At 75.3% G+C, this 18210-nt stretch carries 10 protein-coding genes; 6 read left to right on the plus strand and 4 right to left on the minus strand.

Annotated elements, in window-relative coordinates:
* Positions 1 to 15 precede the first annotated feature (15 nt).
* Entirely contained in the window at positions 16 to 2676 is a 2661-nt protein-coding gene (locus ACGFIR_RS19380) for a hypothetical protein (protein WP_393146295.1), read from the minus strand.
* Between the two features lie 102 nt (positions 2677 to 2778).
* Positions 2779 to 3336, minus strand: coding sequence for a sugar O-acetyltransferase (locus ACGFIR_RS19385; RefSeq protein WP_392998731.1), 558 nt, complete (start codon positions 3334 to 3336; stop codon positions 2779 to 2781).
* A 143-nt stretch (positions 3337 to 3479) separates the two neighbouring features.
* Here ACGFIR_RS19385 and ACGFIR_RS19390 point away from each other — a divergent pair, with 143 nt between their 5' ends.
* Entirely contained in the window at positions 3480 to 6815 is a 3336-nt protein-coding gene (locus tag ACGFIR_RS19390; protein WP_393146297.1) for a S8 family serine peptidase, read from the plus strand.
* A 53-nt stretch (positions 6816 to 6868) separates the two neighbouring features.
* Here the strand turns inward: ACGFIR_RS19390 and dapD are convergent, their stop codons facing one another.
* Positions 6869 to 7825 carry a 2,3,4,5-tetrahydropyridine-2,6-dicarboxylate N-succinyltransferase gene (dapD, locus tag ACGFIR_RS19395; RefSeq protein WP_392998735.1) on the minus strand — a complete coding sequence of 319 codons (957 nt, stop codon included), beginning with the start codon at positions 7823 to 7825 and terminating at the stop codon, positions 6869 to 6871.
* Positions 7826 to 7943: 118 nt separating this feature from the next.
* Between dapD and dapE the strand changes: the two genes are divergently transcribed.
* Positions 7944 to 9017, plus strand: coding sequence for a succinyl-diaminopimelate desuccinylase (gene dapE, locus ACGFIR_RS19400; protein ID WP_392998737.1), 1074 nt, complete (start codon positions 7944 to 7946; stop codon positions 9015 to 9017).
* A gap of 123 nt (positions 9018 to 9140) precedes the next feature.
* Here dapE and ACGFIR_RS19405 read toward each other — a convergent pair whose 3' ends face one another.
* Positions 9141 to 9299: a hypothetical protein gene (locus ACGFIR_RS19405; RefSeq protein WP_392998739.1), complete on the minus strand. Its 159-nt coding sequence runs from the start codon at positions 9297 to 9299 to the stop codon at positions 9141 to 9143.
* 245 nt (positions 9300 to 9544) lie between these two features.
* On the opposite strand from ACGFIR_RS19405, the gene ACGFIR_RS19410 reads away from it, so the two are divergent.
* Genes ACGFIR_RS19410 through ACGFIR_RS19425 form a run of 4 tightly spaced genes read left to right on the plus strand, consistent with a single transcriptional unit; the run spans position 9545 to position 18157 of the window.
* The gene (locus ACGFIR_RS19410; protein ID WP_392998741.1) at positions 9545 to 10405 is read left to right on the plus strand and encodes a TIGR00730 family Rossman fold protein; all 861 of its coding nucleotides are present in this window, start codon (positions 9545 to 9547) and stop codon (positions 10403 to 10405) included.
* 1 nt (position 10406) lies between these two features.
* On the plus strand, positions 10407 to 10952 hold the full coding sequence (locus ACGFIR_RS19415) for a TIGR00730 family Rossman fold protein (RefSeq protein WP_393146299.1): 546 nt from the start codon (positions 10407 to 10409) through the stop codon (positions 10950 to 10952).
* 54 nt (positions 10953 to 11006) lie between these two features.
* Positions 11007 to 14654, plus strand: a complete 3648-nt coding sequence (locus tag ACGFIR_RS19420) for an ATP-dependent helicase (protein WP_393146301.1) — start codon at positions 11007 to 11009, stop codon at positions 14652 to 14654.
* Entirely contained in the window at positions 14651 to 18157 is a 3507-nt protein-coding gene (locus ACGFIR_RS19425) for an ATP-dependent helicase (RefSeq protein WP_393146303.1), read from the plus strand. Before ACGFIR_RS19420 ends, ACGFIR_RS19425 begins: the two co-directional genes overlap by 4 nt.
* The last annotated feature ends 53 nt before the right edge of the window (positions 18158 to 18210 follow it).

An 18210-nucleotide genomic window follows, 5' to 3' on the forward strand; every position in this document is an offset into this window, starting at 1 on the left:
CGGGGTCAGGCGGGGTCAGCCGGAGCCGCGCCTCGGTGCCGGGACGCCCCGGCGCAGCAGCCACGCCACCCGCGAGCGTTCCCGGTGGAACTCGGGCGCCTCGGGATAGCCGCTGTGGTTGCGGATCGGTGGGTCGGCCACCTCCCCGTCGCTGGGGTGCAGCGCCTCCGGGTCGCGTACGGGCAGGTCCCGTTCCCCGGCCGTGACCGGCCAGCCGAGCGGGTCGGTGTCCCGCCAGAAGTTGGTCCAGCGGATCCGGCCGTCGGGCGAGGTCAACGCCTCGGCCAGCACCGGCAGCCGGTCCGGGCCGAAGTATCCGGGAAAGACCCGCCCGTAGAGCCGGGTCAGCTGGCAGCCGTACGAGAAGAACCAGATCCTCCGCCGCGACCGGGCGGGCAGTTGGAGGAGCACCGCCGCGCAGATCACCGTGCCCTGACTGTGCCCGGAGAGGATGATCCCGTCCACGCTGCGGGGATCGTGCTCGGCGAGCGCCAGCAGCCCGGCGGCGCGGGTCTGCAACTCGGGTACCGCCCGCTCGGCGTAGCTGGGCGGGGCCAGCGGGTGCGCGGTCCGGGGCCAGAAGGTGCCCACGTCCCAGACCACGCCGACCGAGCGGCGGACGACGTCGTTGCGGTAGACCAGCAGGCCCACCGTGGCGATCAGCACCGGCAGCCAGCCGAGCAGCCGGTCGCCCATCTCGGAGATCCAGGCGATCACCGCCGCGCCGCCGGTCGCGTCCGTGGGGTGCGGCGGTTTGCGGGCGAGCAGGGCGGCACAGGCGAGGGCCGTCAGCACGAGGGACACGACGGCGTACCACCCGACCAGCCGTACGGCATGGTCGCCGACCAGCCGGTGCAGCGCCCGCCACGCGCTGACGTCGCGGCAGCGCCGCAGCTCGTGCGCCGAGAGGGGAGTGGCGGTGCGTGCCGTCGCCTCCGCGTACTCGTGCCGGCGCAGGCGGAGGTAGAGCAGACCGGCCCGGGCGGCCGTGGCGGCGAGCGCGAGCAGGGCGCCGGCGAACGCGAGCCCGGCCCACATCACGGGGACCGGGGGCGTCACCACGGGCCCGTCGGGGTGCGGGTCGCCGTTCAGTCGGCCGGTGATCCAGTAGAGCAGCCCGGCGCTGTAGGAGACGCAGAGGACCCAGCCGAAGCCGGCGATGACGGCCGGGGCGCGACCGCCCCAGGCCAGGTCGGTGTGGGGTGACAGGGGCTGTCGCCCGGCCGGCGCAGGGATGCGCGGCAGCAGCAGTCCGGTGGCGGCCAGGGCGACGACCGGGACGACGACCGCCCAGAAATCCAGCGTCGCGGGCGGGGGCGGCAGCGCGGGCAGCCAGCCGGTGAACCAGGCGAACCCGAGAACGAGCAGCAGGCCGCCCGCCGCCGGCGCGGCCAGCGCCCGCCGCCCGGAGCGGGCCACCGCGCCGATCGCGATCAGCAGCAGCAACTGTCCCGTGCCGAGCCAGGCGACGATCCAGTCGAGGCCCGGCAACGACCGGTCGGTCGGGCAGGTGCCCGGACCGCCGGACGATCCGGGCGCGGCCGACGCGACGGCGTCCGGGAGGCAGTCGGGCGCCGGGCGCAGGTTGGGCAGGGGCGTGCCCGCCGCACCCTCGGGCAGCAGCAGGATCAGCACCGTCCCGACCAGCCCCGCGGCGGTGAGCACGGCGACCGTGACGCTCCACCCGCCGAGCGGGGTGGCTCCCGCGCGCCGGGTCAGGCCGGGTCTCGCGAGCGCCACGACCGCGACCAGCACGACGGCGACGAGCGCCGCCACGGTGGTCCAGGCGACGGCCGCCCGTACGCCCCGGGGCGGGTCCATCGCGAGGACCGCGCCCAGCGGTACGGCGGCGGAGACGACCACGCCGGTGCACAGGTGCAGCACCGCACCCCTGCGTAACTGGCCCTCGCCGATCCAGAAGGTGCGGTCCTGCAACGGATTGTCGGGCGGGCCGGGGGGCGGCTCGGGCGTGGCCGGGCCCGACGCGGGCTGCGCCGACCCGTCCGCGGGTACGCCGGTCGGCTGCGGGGCCCCCGACGGGAGCACCGGTTCGGCGGGCATCTGCGCCTCGTACTGGTAGGTCCGCCAGGTCACCAGCCCGATCAGGGCCAGCACGCCGAGCGGTAGGAGCAGGCCGACGGCCAACGATCGCGCGCCCTCGCTCCACCAGCCCTGCCCCAGGAACTCCCACGGGCCGGGGACGCGGCGCAGGCAGTCCGTGTCGACGCACTGCCAGCCCACGAGGTCGACCCCGACGGCGGTGAGGGTGAGGGCGAGGGTGCCGGTGAGGCTCAGGCAGAACAGCCGGATGAGCCAGGCCGTGGTCCCCGAGGTGCTGTTCCAGCGTTCGGCGGCGGCGTCGGCCGGGACGGACGGCCGGGCGTGCAGCGCGACGTTGGCCAACGTGAACGGGAGCAGCAGCGTCCACAGTGCGCGCTCCACGTCCCGCGCAGTCCGCGCGCCGGAGGTCAACTGCCCCCAGCTGTACGCCTCGACGACGACCGGGTCAGCCGGCTCGGCGGCAGGGGAGCGGTAGAAACCGGTGACCGGTCCACCCGCGACGAGCCACGGCGGGGGCGGCGCGTCGGCCCCCGGCGCCGGACGCAGGCCGAGGATCTGACCCGGGGGAGTGTTCGAGACCCCGTGTACGCGCAGTTCGAGAACCCGATCGTCCATGCCCGCCCCCTGGTGACGACGTCACCACCCACAGTGCCGGGTGGCATGCGTGTCGCGCCAGTGGTCGGAGGGTGTTTGTGCAGGTGGTGGGCTTGATCGTGGTCAGTCGAGCTGGCGTACGACCCGGGCCGGGTTACCGACGGCGACGACGTTCGCCGGCAGGTCCCTCGTCACCACGGCGCCCGCGCCGACGACGGTGTTCTCCCCGATGGTGACGCCGGCGAGCACGATGGCCCCGCCGCCGAGCCAGACGTTGTCGCCGATGGTGATCGGCTTGGCCGCCTCCCACTTGTCGCGGCGGGGGCCGGGCTCGACGGGGTGGGTGGGGGTGAGCAGTTGCACGTTGGGTCCGATCTGGACGTCGGCGCCGATGGTGATCGGGGCGACGTCGAGGAGGACGGCGTTGAAGTTGACGAAGCTGCGCGGCCCGATCCGGACGTGCCGGCCATAGTCGACGTAGAGCGGTGGCCGGACGTTGGTGCCCTCGCCGACCTCGCCGAGCAGGTCGCGCAGGGCGGCGAGCCGGGCCTCGGGGTCGGCGGCGGGGCTGGTGTTGAAGCGTTCCATCAGCCGCGTGGCCCGGTCCAGGTCGGCGGCGATCTCCGGGCCCTCGGCGATGTAGGGCTCGCCGGCCAGCATGCGTTCCTTCATGGAGGTCACCGGCCGATCATCCCCGAAGCGGGGGGCCGGTTGTTGGCTGGTCCGTCATCTTCGTGTCTTCATTTTGCATACTCGGTATGCAACCCTGATGACTGTCAATGCGTCTCTCTCTACAGGTAGTAACGCCCGACGAGGAGGATCCGTTGCAGCGAAGAAGAAAACTGGTCGGTCTCGGTCTGGTGCTCGGCATGGTGCTCGGCACCCCCGGCATGGCCGTGGCCCAGGCACCCGCCGATCCGGCCGCCCGTCCCGAGCCGACCGCCGGCCCCGCCGCGTCGTCTCCGGCGGCGGGCGCGGCCAGCCGCCCGGTCACCGTCACACTGCTCACCGGCGACCGCGTCACCCTCACCGGCACCCGGGCCAGCGTGCGTCCCGCACCCGGGCGCGAGGACGTCCGCTTCCTGACCCGACGCGACCGGGGCCACCTCTCGGTGGTGCCCGAGGACGCCGTGGCGCCGATCCGCGAGGGGCGGGTCGACCCGCGGCTGTTCGACGTCACCGAGTTGGTCGCCGCCGGCTACGACGACGCCCGGCGCGACGACCTGCCCCTGCTGATCACCGGCGGCAAGGGCGCGGCCCGGCGCTCGGCCGTGCCCGGCGGGGTGACGGTCACCCGCGAGCTGCCCGCCGTCGGCGGGCTCGCCGCCACCGCCAGCAAGCGGCGGGCGGCGGAGGTCTGGGCGGCGGTCGCCGCCCCCGGCGCGAGGGTCGGCGCGGCAGGGGGCGCCGACCGGATCTGGCTCGACGGCCGGCGGCAGCTCACGCTCGAGCGCAGCGTGCCGCAGATCGGCGCGCCGGAGGCGCACCGCGCCGGATTCACCGGCCGGGGGATCCGCGTCGCCGTGCTGGACACGGGGATCGACGCCACGCACCCGGACCTGACCGGTCGGGTGGCGCAGCGGCAGAACTTCACCGAGGAGTCCGCGCCGGGTGACGTGGTCGGGCACGGCACGCACGTCGCCGCGACCATCGCCGGCACGGGCGCCGCGTCCAACGGGCGGCACCGGGGCGTCGCCCCGGACGCGACGCTGCTCGACGGCAAGGTCTGCGAGACGTACGGCTGCCCGGAGTCGGCGATCCTCGCCGGCATGCAGTGGGCGGCGGTCGACCAGCGGGCCAACGTGATCAACCTGAGCCTCGGCGGCTTCGACACCCCGCAGCTCGACCCGCTGGAGGAGGCCGTCAACACGCTCACCGCGCAGACCGGCGCCCTCTTCGTCATCAGCGCCGGCAACTCCGGCCGGTTCGCCCCGGTCAGTTCCCCCAGCACCGCCGACGCCGCCCTCTCGGTGGGCGCCGTCGACCGGGACGACAGCCTCGCCGACTTCTCCAGCCGTGGTCCCCGTACGGGCGACGACGCGATCAAGCCCGACATCACCGCCCCCGGGGTGGGGATCGTGGCGGCGCGCAGCCGGGACGGGGTGATCGGCGAGCCGGCCGGCGACGGGTACGTGGCGCTGTCGGGCACCTCGATGGCCGCCCCGCACGTCAGCGGCGCGGCGGCGCTGATGGCCCAGAAGCACCCCGACCACAAGGGCGGCCGGCTCAAGGCGCTCCTGATGTCCTCGGCGAAGCCCAACCCGGAGCTGACCGCGTACGAGCAGGGGGCCGGGCGGGTCGACCTGTCGAAGGCGGTCTGGCAGAACCTGACCACTGACCCGCCGAGCGTGTCGCTGGGTCGGGCACTCTGGCCGCACGACGACGACACCCCGATCACCCGCACCGTGACCTGGCGCAGCGACGGCGCGACGATCGACCTGGAGCTGGCGGTCGAGGCGACCGGTCCGGACGGCAGACCCGCGCCGGCCGGCATGTTCACCCTCGGCGCGAGCCGGATCAGCGTGCCGGGCGGTGGCACGGCGAGCGCCACCGTCACCGCCGACACCCGGGTCGACGGCCCGGACGGCCACTACACCGGCCGGATCGTCGCCCGCTCCGCCGGCTCGGTGGTGGCCAGCACGCCGCTGGCCGTGTACCGGGAGGTGGAGAGCTACACGGTCACCGTCCGGCACCTGAACCGCGCCGGCGCGGTCACCGGTGCGCACGGCACCACGCTGGTCTCGCTGGACAGTTTCGACGCGTACGAGCTGTACGACGCGGACGGCACCGCCGAACTGCGCGTCCCCAAGGGCCGCTACGGGCTGGCGAGCTGGGTGTACGACGTCGAGGGCGAGGAGTACGTCGCGGCCACCCAGCTCGTCCAGCCGGAGCTGGCGGTCGCCGGGGACACCCGGCTCACCCTCGACGCCCGGCGGGGCAAGCCGGTCCGGATGAGCGTCCCGCAGCGCTCGGCCACCCCGGCGCTCGTGGTCGTCGAGGCGAACTTCCTCGTCGACGGGGGCGGCTACTCCTTCGGCCTGCTCGACTCCGACTTCGACGGTCTCTTCACCGCCGGGCTCGGGCAGCCGGCGCCGGGGGACCGCTTCTTCTCCACGGTCAGCAGCCAGTGGGCCGACCTGGAGGCGGCGAGCAGCCCCTACCTCTACGCCCTCAGCGAGGCCGTGCCCGGCCGGCTGCCGACCGGCTTCGTACGGCACTACCGGGCGAAGGACCTGGCCACCGTCACCCACCGGTTCAACGGCGGCAGCCCGGGCCTGGTCACCGACCGGTTGGTCTTCGCGCACCGGGATCCCGACCTCGGCGGCTGGGCGGTCGGCGTGCCCACCGCCACGCCGGGGCAGCGGGTCGAGCACTACAGCACCCGGGACGTGCGCTGGTCGACCGAGCTGCTCTTCGGGGTGCCGAACCCGGACGGCTGGCCCGACACCAAGGCCGTCCTGTACTCCGAGGAGCGGAGCCTGCGGGCCGGGCGGCACTACCGGGAGAGCTGGAACAGCGCGCCGTACGGGCCGTCGTTCCCGGCGGCCGGGATCGTCCGGCAGGGCGACCACATCGAGGTGAGCCTGCCGCTGCACAGTGACGCCGAGGGGCACCCGGGCGGCTCGCTCGCCGACACCGCCCGCACCGCCCTCTACCGCAACGGGGCGCTGGTCGGCCAGACGCCCGAGCCGGCGTACGGCAGGTTCGAGGTGCCGCCGGGCGCGGCCGACTACCGGCTGGAGACGTCGTCGAAGCGGAGCTTCACCGACCTCGCCACCGAGGTGTCGGCCACCTGGACGTTCCGGTCCCGGCACGTCACCGGGGACGACCCGGCCGTGCTGCCGGCGTCGGCGATCCGGTTCGCGCCCCGGCTGGACCGGGACAACACCGCCCCGGCGGGCCGGAGCTTCGTGATCCCGGTGACGGTGCAGCGGCAGCCGGGCGCGCCCCCGGCCCGGGTGGCCGCGTTGACCGTCGACGTCTCCTACGACGGCGGGAAGACCTGGCAGCAGGCCCGGGTCCGGCCCGACGGCCAGGGCTGGGCGGCCACCGTGCGGCACCCGTCCGGCGCCGGACACGTCTCGCTGCGGGCCACCGCCCGGGACACCGCCGGCAACACGGTCACCCAGCGCGTCATCCAGGCGTACCGCCTGCGCTGAGGCGTACCCCCGCCGGGTCCGCGGCCGACCGCGGGCCCGGCGGGGTCGACCCGTCAGTCGTTGGCGTGCAGCGCGGCGTTGAGTTCGATGCCCCGGCCGGCGCGCTGCTTCGCCTCCAGCGCACCGGTGACCGAGTTGCGCCAGAACAGCAGGTTGTCCACGCCGGAGAGTTCGCGGGCCTTGACCACCCGGCCGTCCGGCAACGTGATCTTGGAGGCGGCGGTGATGTAGCAGCCGGCCTCCACCACGCAGTCGTCGCCGAGCGAGATGCCCACGCCCGCGTTCGCGCCGACCAGGCTGCGCTCGCCGATGCGGACCCGGTCGGTGCCGCCGCCGGAGAGGGTGCCCATGATCGAGGCGCCACCGCCGATGTCGGAGCCGTCACCGACCACGACGCCCTGCACGATCCGGCCCTCGACCATGGAGGTGCCGAGCGTGCCGGCGTTGAAGTTGACGAAGCCCTCGTGCATGACGGTGGTGCCGGCCGCCAGGTGCGCGCCGAGCCGCACCCGGTCCGCGTCGGCGATCCGTACGCCCGACGGCACCACGTAGTCGGTCATCCGGGGGAACTTGTCCACCCCGTAGACGGCCAGGTGGCGGCCGGCGGCCCGCTCGATGACCCGCAGCTCGTCCACCCGCTCCGGCGGGCACGGCCCGGCGGAGGTCCAGGCCACGTTCGCCAGCTTGCCGAAGATGCCGTCGAGGTTGAGCTCGTTGGGTCGCACCAGGCGGTGAGAGAGCAGGTGCAGCCGCAGGTACGCGTCGGCGGCATCCTTGATCGGGTCGTCCAGCGAGCCGATCACGGTGACCACCTGGACGGTACGCAGGCCCGGCAGCGCCCGGTCGCCGACCGCTCCCGGCGGCAGGTCCAGCACGTCCGCCTCGTCCTCGCCGGCCACCAGCGGCAGTTCGCCGAGGCCCAGTTTGCCGGTCGGGTACCAGGTGTCGAGCGTCTGGCCGTCAGCGGTCACGGTGGCCAGGCCGATGCCCCAGGCGGATTCGGACGTCACTGATTCACCTCTCGTTCGTGCTGCGGGCCGGCGAATCCCGCGCGTCCCGCGTCGCACCCGGGCCTCCCCGGAACGCTCGCTTCCCGCGCTCGCCGGATCTGACGGTACCGTGCGAACCATGGAGAACCCGCTGACCCCCGAGGTCCTGGCCGATCCGGTGGCGCTGACCCGTGCGTTGGTCGACATGGAGTCCGTTTCCCTCAACGAGAAGGCCATCGCCGACTGCGTGGAGCAGGTGCTGCGGGGCGTGCCGCACCTGAGGACGTACCGGCACGGCAACACGGTGATGGCCCGGACCGAACTGGGCCGCGACCAGCGGGTGGTGCTCGCCGGTCACCTGGACACGGTGCCGTTGAACAACAACTTCCCGTCGACCACGCGCGGCGACCTGATGTACGGCTGCGGCACCTCCGACATGAAGTCCGGGGTGGCGTACGCGCTGAACCTCGCGGTGCACCTGCCGGACCCGCGCTACGACGTGACGTACTTCTTCTACGAGGCGGAGGAGATCGAGCAGAAGTACAACGGCCTCTTCCTGGTCGCCGAGGCGTACCCGGAGTGGCTGGAGGCGGACTTCGCGGTGCTGCTGGAGCCGACGCACGGCATCGTCGAGGCCGGGTGCCAGGGCACCATGCGCTCGGTCGTCACCACCACCGGCGTACGCGCCCACTCGGCCCGCTCCTGGCACGGCGTGAACGCGATCCACGCGGCCGGCGAGGTGCTCGACCGGCTGACCGCGTACGAGGCGCGCCGGGTCACCATCGACGGCTGCGACTACCGGGAGGGCATGAACGCGGTCCGCATCCACGGCGGCGTGGCCGGCAACGTGGTGCCCGACCGGTGCGAGGTCGAGGTCAACTACCGGTTCGCGCCGGACCGCACCCCGGAGGAGGCCGAGGCGCACCTGCGGGAGGTCTTCGCCGGCTTCGAGGTGCGGATCACGGACTCGGCCGCCGGCGCCCCGCCCGGGCTGGAGGCGGCACCCGCCCAGGAGTTCCTCGCGGCGGTGGGCGCCGCGCCGATCGGCAAGCTGGGCTGGACGGACGTGGCCCGGTTCGCGGCCATGGGCATCCCGGCCCTGAACTTCGGCCCCGGGGACCCGAACCTCGCCCACCACCCCGACGAGCACGTCGAGATCAGCAAGATCCGGGAGGGCGCCGCCACGCTGTACCGCTGGCTCGCCTCCGCCTGACGTACGGCCGGCGGGTGCCCGGGGCGCTGGCCCTGGACACCCGACATCGCCTCGCGCCGGGTCATGCACGGAGGGTCCGCGTCGGACGACGCGGACCCTCCGTCACGGTGCTGCCGGTGCGGGTCAGACGCTGGTGGACGCCTCGCTGGGCCGGGCGTCGGTCTGGCCGTTCTGGTCGGTGGACGGTTCCATCAGGCGGGCGCGGCGGCGCTCGGCCACCACGTCGCGGATGCGGCGCTGCATCTGCCGCCGGATCCGGATCATCTCGCTGTTGCTGATCACGCTGACTCCTCCCCCGCGCGCGCCGGGGCATACCCGGTATGTGAATAGTAAGACGTCCGTGCGACCGAATTAGTTGCCCAAGATCGGAGATTATTTTCAGCCGCCGCGTGGCAGGCCGCCACCCGCACGGCGAGGGACCCGCCCCGCCCGCCCTCGTCCGTCGTCCGGGAGCCTCCTGGCCGGTTGGCGCAGGTCCGGCCCATGGTGCCCGTACCTGGTGGGTGTCGCTCCACTACGGTGGCTGCATGGGTCAGAGCAACGGGCGGGAGGCCGGCCGCGAGCCGGGACGGGAACGGCACCGGGGAGCCGTGACGCTGCGGCGGCAGGCGATCACGAGCAGCACCGCCGACCAACGCCTGCTCGATTCGCGGGGGCGCAGCGACTGGAAGACCAAGGACGCCTGGCGGGCGCTGCGCATCCTCTCCGAGTTCGTCGAGGGTTTCGACACCCTCGCCGACCTGCCCCCGGCGGTCAGCGTGTTCGGCTCCGCCCGCAGCCGGCCGGAGAGCCCGGAGTGCCAGTTGGCCGAGGCGCTGGGCGCCGCCCTCGCCCGGGCCGGCTACGCGGTGATCACCGGCGGCGGGCCGGGCGTGATGGAGGCGGCCAACCGGGGCGCCAGCGAGGCCGGCGGGCTGTCGGTCGGTCTCGGCATCGAACTCCCCTTCGAGCAGGGCCTCAACGACTGGGTCGACCTGGCCATCGACTTCCGCTACTTCTTCGCCCGCAAGACGATGTTCGTCAAGTACGCCCAGGCGTTCGTCGTGCTGCCCGGCGGGTTCGGCACCATGGACGAGCTCTTCGAGGCGCTGACCCTGGTGCAGACCGGCAAGGTCACCCGGTTCCCCGTGGTGCTGATGGGCGCCGACTACTGGAGCGGCCTGCTCGACTGGCTACGCGACACGATGGCCGCCGACGGCAAGATCGGGCCGGTCGACCTGGAACTGATGTGTGTCACCGACGACGTCGACGCGGCGGTCCGGCACATCGTGGAGGCCGAAGCCGTCCTCAACGTCGAGCAGGAGGCGGTCCGCGAGGAGGCCGTCGCCCGCGTCGCCGCCGACCAGCAGGCCGCCGCCGAGGCGGGCGACGAGAACCGGGAGCGCTGACGTGGCGGCGATCTGCGTGTTCTGCGCCTCCTCCCGTACGCTCGACCAACGCTGGCTGGATCTCGCGGCCGAGACGGGCGCGGAGATCGCCCGGCGTGGGCACACCCTCGTCAGCGGCGGCGGGTGCGTCGGCATGATGGGCGCGCTGGTGGACGGGGCGCGGTCCGCCGGCGGCCGGACGATCGGGGTGATCCCGCAGTCGCTGGTCGACCTGGAGGTCGCCGACCTGGCGTCGGACGAGTTGCTCGTCACCGACTCGATGGCCAGCCGCAAGACCATCATGATCGACAAGTCGGACGCGTTCCTCACCCTGCCAGGCGGGCTCGGCACCCTCGACGAGCTGTTCGAGGTCTGGACGACCGCCACGCTGGCCCTGCACGCCAAGCCGATGGTCCTGGTCGACACCGACGGCTTCTACCGCCCGGTGCTCGACTGGTTGGGCGCGCTGGCCGACCAGGCCTTCCTCAAGCCCGCCGGCCTGGGCCTGCTCACCGTGACCGACACGGTCCCCGCCGCCCTGGACGCCCTGGAACTCCGCATGACGTGACCTCGGTCGGGGTGGCGGGGCGGGGGTGTCGTACCGGCGTGGTGGGATGAGCGGATGCAGGCGTACCGGCTGGTGCGCCGGCCTGCCGAGGCGGTCCGGGGGGACCTGCGGCCCGGCGGGCCGGCCCGGGGGGACGGTCGGTCCGGCGGGCCGACCGGGGGTGAGCGGCGGCCCGGCGGGCTGGCCGAGAGTGAACGGCGGGCCGGGGGACCGGCCGAGGGCGAGGGGCGTGCGGGGGAGGCCACCGAGGGGCCGCGGCGGTCCGGGGGGCCGGCCGGCGGGGGCGCGCGACGCGGGGCGGCACGCCTGGTCGACCCGCGCCAGGCCGAGATCGTGGCACACACCGACGGGCCGATGCTGGTGCTCGGCGGTCCCGGCACGGGCAAGACCGCCACGCTGGTCGAGGCCGTCGCCGCGCGGGTGGGCGAGGGCGTCGACCCCGAGCGGATCCTGGTGCTCACCTTCGGCCGCCGGGGCGCCACCGCGCTGCGCCAGCGGATCGAGGCCCGGATCGCCGAGGGCGGGCACCGCGTGCTGCGTGAGCCGCTGGTGCGCACCCTCCCGGCGTACGCCTTCGGGCTGTTGCGCCGGGCCGCCGCCGAGCGCGGCGAGCCGTCCCCCCGGCTGCTCACCGGTCCGGAGCAGGATCTGATCATCCGTGAGCTGCTCGACGTGGTCGGCGAGGAACCCGACGACGACCCGGTCGGCTGGCCGGAGGACCTGCGCCCCGCCCTGCGTACCCGGGCCTTCGCGGCGCAGCTGCGCGACCTGCTGATGCGTGCCGCGGAGCGGGGCGTCGGCCCCGTCGAGCTGGCCCGGCTGGGCGAGAAGCTCGGCCGCGCCGACTGGCCCGCCGCCGCGCGCTTCCTGCGGGAGTACGTGGCAGTGCTCGCCCTGCGCGACGTCAGCAACCGCGGTTCCGTGGCGTACGACCCGGCCGAGCTGGTCCGGGCCGCGACCGGGATGCTGCTCGACGATCCCGAACTGCTCGCGGCCGAGCGACGGCGGCTGGCGTACGTCTACGTCGACGAACTGGCCGACACCGACCCGGCCCAGCAGGATCTGCTCGCGACGGTGGCCGGGGGCGGCAAGCCCCTGGTCGCGTTCGCCGACCCGGATTCGTCCACGTACGCGTTCCGTGGCGCGGATCCGGCGGCGGTCGCCACGTTCCCGCACCGCTTCCGCACCGCCTCGGGAGCGCCCGCCGCGCAGGTGGTGCTCACCACCTCCTACCGCAGCGGCGCCCGGCTGCTCGCCGCCTCCGGCCGGCTGGCGCGGCGGCTGCGCGGCCCGGCGGCGCACCGACGGCTGCACCCGCTGCCCGACGCGCCACCCGGTTCGGTCGAGGTACGCACCTTCCGCTCGGCCACCAGCGAGGCGGCCTGGCTGGCGCACGCGCTGCGCGAGGCGCACCTGCTCGGCGGCGTGCCCTGGTCGGAGATGGCCGTGCTGGTGCGCTCCACCGGTCGGCAACTGCCCTCGCTGCAACGCGCCCTGCACGCCGCCGGCGTGCCCACCGTCGTGCACGGCGAGGACCTGCCGCTGCACCTGCAACCGGCGGTCGCGCCGCTGCTGCTCCTGCTGCGCTGCGCGCTGGAGCCGGAGCGGCTCGACGAGGAGGCCGCCGTCGCCCTGTTGCACTCACCGCTCGGCGGCGCCGATCCGCTGGCCGAACGGCGGCTGCGGCAGGGGCTGCGCGCACTGGCGCTGGCCGGCGGCGACCGCCGGCCCTCGGGCGAGCTGATCGTGGAGGCACTGCGCGACCCGGCCGAACTGGCCGGGATCGAGCGGCACTGGGCGGAGCCCGCGCAGACGGTGGCGGGTCTGCTGGCCGTCGCCCGGGAGACCGCCGCGCGGCCCGGCGCGACGGCGGAGGACGTCCTCTGGGCGGTGTGGCGGGCCAGCGGGCTCGCCGAGCTGTGGTCGGCGGCCACCGGCCGTGGCCAGGTCGTGGCCGGTGAGGGCGACGTCGCGCGGCGCCGCCGCGCCGAGGCGGCAGACCGCGACCTCGACGCCGTGATGGTGCTCTTCGACGCGGCGGCCCGGTTCACCGACCGGCTGCCCGGCGCGCGTACGGAGGTCTTCCTCGACCACGTCCTCGGCCAGGACCTGCCGGCCGACACCCTCGCCGCGACCGCCGACCGGGGGGAGGCCGTGCGGCTGCTCACCGCCCACGCCGCGAAGGGGCTGGAGTGGGATCTCGTGGCGGTCGCCGGGGTGCAGGAGGGCGTCTGGCCCGACCTGCGGCTGCGCGGCAGCCTGCTCGGCTCGGAGCGCCTGGTCGACGTGCTGGCCGGGCGGACCGCCGGCGCCGGCGCGGTGGCCGTCCTCGTCGGGCAGTCCTCGGCGCTGCTCGACGAGGAGCGCCGACTGTTTCACGTGGCGGTCACCCGGGCCCGGCGGCGATTGCTGGTCAGCGCGGTCGCCTCCGCCGCGGTGGGCGGCGACGACCACGAGGAGCAGCCGAGCCGCTTCCTCTACGAGCTGGGCCCGTCCGACCCGACCGAGCCGACTGGCCCGTCCGATCCCACCGGCCCGTCCGATCCGGCCGGCCCGTCCGATCCGGCCGGCCCGTCCGATCCCGCCGGGCCGTCCGGCCCGTCCGATCCGGATCGGGACGCGGCGCAGCGCCCGGAGGGAAGCGGTCCCGCTGACGCCGGGGAGGAGCCGGACCGGCCGGGCGCCTTGCCGGTGAGCCGGCCGCCCCGGGCACTGACCCTGCCGGCGCTGGTGGCGGAGCTGCGTACCGCCGTGAGCGACCCGGCCGCGCCCTACGCCCGGCGGCAGGCGGCCGCCGCCGAGCTGGCCCGGCTCGCCGCCGCCGGGGTGGCCGGCGCGCACCCCGACGACTGGTGGGGGCTGCGGCAGCTCTCCGACGACCGCCCGCTCGTCGACGAGGGTGACGCGGTCCGGGTCACCCCGTCGGCCATGGAGAGCGCGCTGCGGTGCAGCCTGCGCTGGCTGCTGGAGCGGCACGGCGGCAGCCCGCCGGCCAGCGCCGCCCAGGGGGTCGGCAACCTGGTGCACGCCGCCGCGATGCTCGCCGAGGACGCCAGCGCCGACCGGGGCGCGCTGCTGGACTACGTGGCCGCCCGGTTCGACGCGATCGAGCTGGCCGCCCGCTGGATGGTCGGGCCGGAGCGCAGCCGGGCCGAGGCGATGGTGGACAAGCTGCTGCGCTGGCTGGCCGCGAACCCGCGCCGCCTGCTCGCCATCGAGCACGAGTTCGCGGTACGCCTCGACGACCCGCAGCGGCCGGTCGAGCTGGTTGGCCGGGTGGACCGGCTGGAGGTCGACGAGGACGGCCGGCTGGTCGTCATCGACCTCAAGACCGGCAAGTCCACCGCCGTCACGGCCCACGATCTCGCCGAGCACCCGCAGCTCGGCGCCTACCAGGCGGCGGTGGAGGCGGGCGCCTTCGCCGACTTCGGCGAGGAGTCCGGCGGGGCGGCCCTGGTGCAGCTCGGCACCGGCGCGAAGGACGCGAAGGAGCAGAGCCAGGCGCCGGCCGGGGAGGGGCCGGAGGCCGGCTGGGCGACCGCGCTGGTGCGGCGCACCGCCGATACGATGGCTGCCGCCACCTTCGCCGCCGTCGCCAACTCCAAGTGCCGGGTCTGCCCGGTGCGTACGAGCTGCCCGGTGTCCGGGCAGGGGCGTCAGGTGGTCGAGCCGCCGACCGCCCACCGTCCGGAGAAGACTTGACGCAGCCCGCCCTGTTCAGCAGCGCGGCCCCGGCGCCCCGGGTCGCCGACGCCGGCCCCCGGTACACGCCGGTGGAGCTGGCGAAGCTGCTGCGGCTGCCCGCGCCGACCCGGGAACAGGCGGCCATCATCGCCGCGCCCGTCGAGCCGCTGCTGGTGGTCGCGGGCGCCGGCTCGGGCAAGACCGAGACGATGGCCGCCCGGGTGGTCTGGCTGGTCGCCAACTCGTACGTGCGGCCGGAGCAGGTGCTCGGGCTCACCTTCACCCGCAAGGCGGCCGGGGAGCTGGCGCACCGGGTGCGTACCCGGCTGGACCAGTTGGTGCGGCGGCTCGGGCGGCGGGGGCGCGACCCGCTGGACGATCCGCTGGCCGGGGAGCCGACCGTCTCCACCTACCACTCGTACGCCGGCCGGATCGTCACCGAGCACGGGCTGCGGGCCGGCTACGAGCCGTCCACCCGGCTGCTCACCGAGGCGTCCCGCTGGCAGTTGGTCGACCTGCTGGTGCGCAACTACGACGGCGACATGTCCGGGGTGGACCGGATGCCGAGCACCATCACCGACGCGGTGCTGGCGCTCGCCGGGGAACTGGACGAGCACCTGGTCGACCCGGACGCGCTGGCCGCGTGGACGGGCCGCTTCTTCGCCGACGTGCAGGCACGCCCCGGCCGGGTCTACGCCGACGTACGCAAGGCGCTGCAACTCCAGCAGACCCGGCTGAAGCTGCTCCCGCTGGTGCGCGCGTACGCCCGGCGCAAGGAGGACTTCGAGGCGATGGACTTCGCCGACCAGCTCGCCCGGGCGGCCCGGGTGGCCCGGGACCACCCGGGGGTCGGCGAGATCGAGCGGGACCGTTTCCGGGTGGTGCTGCTCGACGAGTACCAGGACACCAGCCACGCCCAGGTGGTGCTTCTCAACGCGCTCTTCGGCGGCGGGCACCCGGTGACGGCGGTCGGCGACCCGTGCCAGTCGATCTACGGCTGGCGCGGGGCGAGCGCCGGCACCCTGGACCGCTTCCCCACGGAGTTCGCCCGCGCCGGCGGCGCGCCGGCCGAGGTGCTCGGCCTCACCACGAGCTGGCGCAACCGGCCCGAGATCCTCGGTGTCGCCAACGCCCTGGCCACCCCGCTGCGGGCCGCCGGCGCCCGGGTGCCGGAGCTGCACGCGGCGATGAGCGTCAAGGAGCCGGTACCGCACCGCAGCGCCCGGGGCGCCGCCGGCGGCACCGTCCACTGCGCCCTGCTGCGCACGTACGCCGACGAGGCCGACTGGATCGCCGACAGCGTCCTGAACGCGTGGCGAGGTGCGGCGGGGACGCCCGGGGTGCTGCCCGAGCACATCCCGGTGCCGCTGCGGCCGACGACCGCCGTGCTCGTACGGCTGCGCAGTCAGATCCCGGCGATCGAGTCGGCGCTGCGCGAGCGCGGCCTGCCGGTCGAGGTGGTCGGGCTCGGCGGCCTGCTCGACACCCCCGAGGTGCGGGACGTGGTGTGCACCCTGCGGGTGCTGGCCGATCCCACGGACGGGGCGGCGCTGCTGCGGCTGCTGACCGGCGCGCGCTGGCGGATCGGGCCACGTGACCTGGTGGCCCTGCACCGCCGGGCGAAGGCCATCGCGGCGGCCCGGCGCAAACTCGCCGACGACGGCACCCCGGAGATCAGCCCGGACCTGCTCGACGAGGCGACCCTGGTGGAGGCACTGGCCGACCTGGGCCCGGCGCAGGCGTACTCGGCGGAGGGCTACGCGCGGCTGCGGGCGTACGCCCGGGAGCTGGGCCTGCTGCGCTACCGGCTGGACCAGTCGCTGCCGGAGCTGATCGCGGACATCGAGCGGACGATCGGCCTGGACGTGGAGGTGGCGGTGCGGGCCGGCCGGGACGGGGCCGGGGACGCCGGCCTGGCCCGGGGCCACCTGGACGCGCTCGGCGACGTGGCCGCCCGGTTCAGCGGGGAGACGCCGGGCGCCACCCTGTCGGGGTTCCTGGCCTACCTGGCCGCCGCCGAGGACGAGGAGCGCGGCCTCACCCCGGGCGAGGTGGAGGTGGTCGAGGGCGCGGTGCAGATCCTCACCGCCCACGCCGCGAAGGGCCTGGAGTGGGACGTGGTCGCGGTGGCCGGGCTGAGCCGGGGTGTCTGGCCGGGACCGGTGCGCAACTCCGACCACTGGCTCGGCGGCCTGGGCGTGCTGCCGTTCCCGCTGCGTGGCGACGCCGACGGGCTGCCGGAGCTGGGCCTGGACGAGGCGGCGGACCAGCGGGGGGTGGCCCGGGCGGTGGAGGACTTCACCGACGCCTGGCGGGCGCACGACGAGCGGGAGGAGCGCCGGCTGGCGTACGTGGCGGTGACCCGGCCCCGCCGGCTGCTGCTCTGCTCCGGCTACTGGTGGGGGGAGGGCACCAAACGGCCGCGCGGCCCGTCGGTGCTGCTGCGGGAGGTGCACGACGCCTGCCTGGACGCCGGCGCGGGGCACCTGGTCGACGAGTGGACGCCGGAGCCGCCGGGCGACGCGGTCAACCCGACGACCGAGGTGGTGTTGCGCGCCGAGTGGCCGGCCGACCCGCTGGGCGTACGCCGGCCGGCGCTGGCCGAGGCCGCCGCCCTGGTCCGCCGCTTCCTCACCGATGGCGACCCGGCCGCCCGTCCAGTGCCCGACGGGGGTACGCCCGCCCGTCCGCTGCCCGGCGGCGAGCCGGGCGAACGGACGCTGCCCGGCGGCGAGCCGGCCGTCCGCCCGCTGGCCGGCGGCGACGACACCGCCGGGGCGGGCACGGACCCGGCGGCCGACGACGCGGACGTGTCCCGGTGGCGGCGGGAGGCCGACCTGCTGCTCGCCGAGCGGGCCGAGCTGACCCGGCAGTCCGGCGCGATCGAGGTGGCGCTGCCCGACCAGCTGTCGGTGACCCAGCTGGTGGCGCTGCGCCGCGATCCGGCGGCGCTGGCCCGCGCGTTGCGCCGCCCGGTGCCCACCGAGCCCAATCCGTACGCCCGCCGGGGCACCGCCTTCCACAGCTGGCTGGAGCAGCGGTTCGGCGCCGACCGGCTGCTCGACCTGGACGAGTTGCCGGGTGCGGCCGACGCGGACGCGGCGCCGGACGAGGCGCTGGCCGAGCTCCAGGAGCGCTTCCTGGCCAGCGAGTGGGCCGACCGGGTGCCGGTCGAGGTGGAGGTGCCCTTCGCCACGGTGATCGCCGGCGTGGTGGTCCGGGGGCGGGTGGACGCCGTCTTCGCCCGACCGGGCGGGCGCTTCGACGTGGTCGACTGGAAGACCGGTCGGCAGCCCGCCGGCCCCGCCGCCGACGTGGCCGCCGTACAGCTCGCGGTCTACCGACTGGCCTGGGCGGAGCTGGCCGGCGTGCCCGTGCGGCGGGTGGGCGCCGCGTTCCACTACGTACGGGACGGGGTGACGGTCCGGCCGGCGGACCTGCTCGACGCGGAGGGCCTGACGGCGCTGATCGCCTCCGTGCCGGAAATTCCGGCAGACGGTGGTGCCGGGCCGAATCCGTGATAGGTTGATCGCGTTGCAGTTATGGTTCCCAGAGACTCTGTGTGCGCCTGGAG

The sequence above is a fragment of the Micromonospora sp. NPDC049051 genome, assembly GCF_043197575.1.
Taxonomy (GTDB): domain Bacteria; phylum Actinomycetota; class Actinomycetes; order Mycobacteriales; family Micromonosporaceae; genus Micromonospora.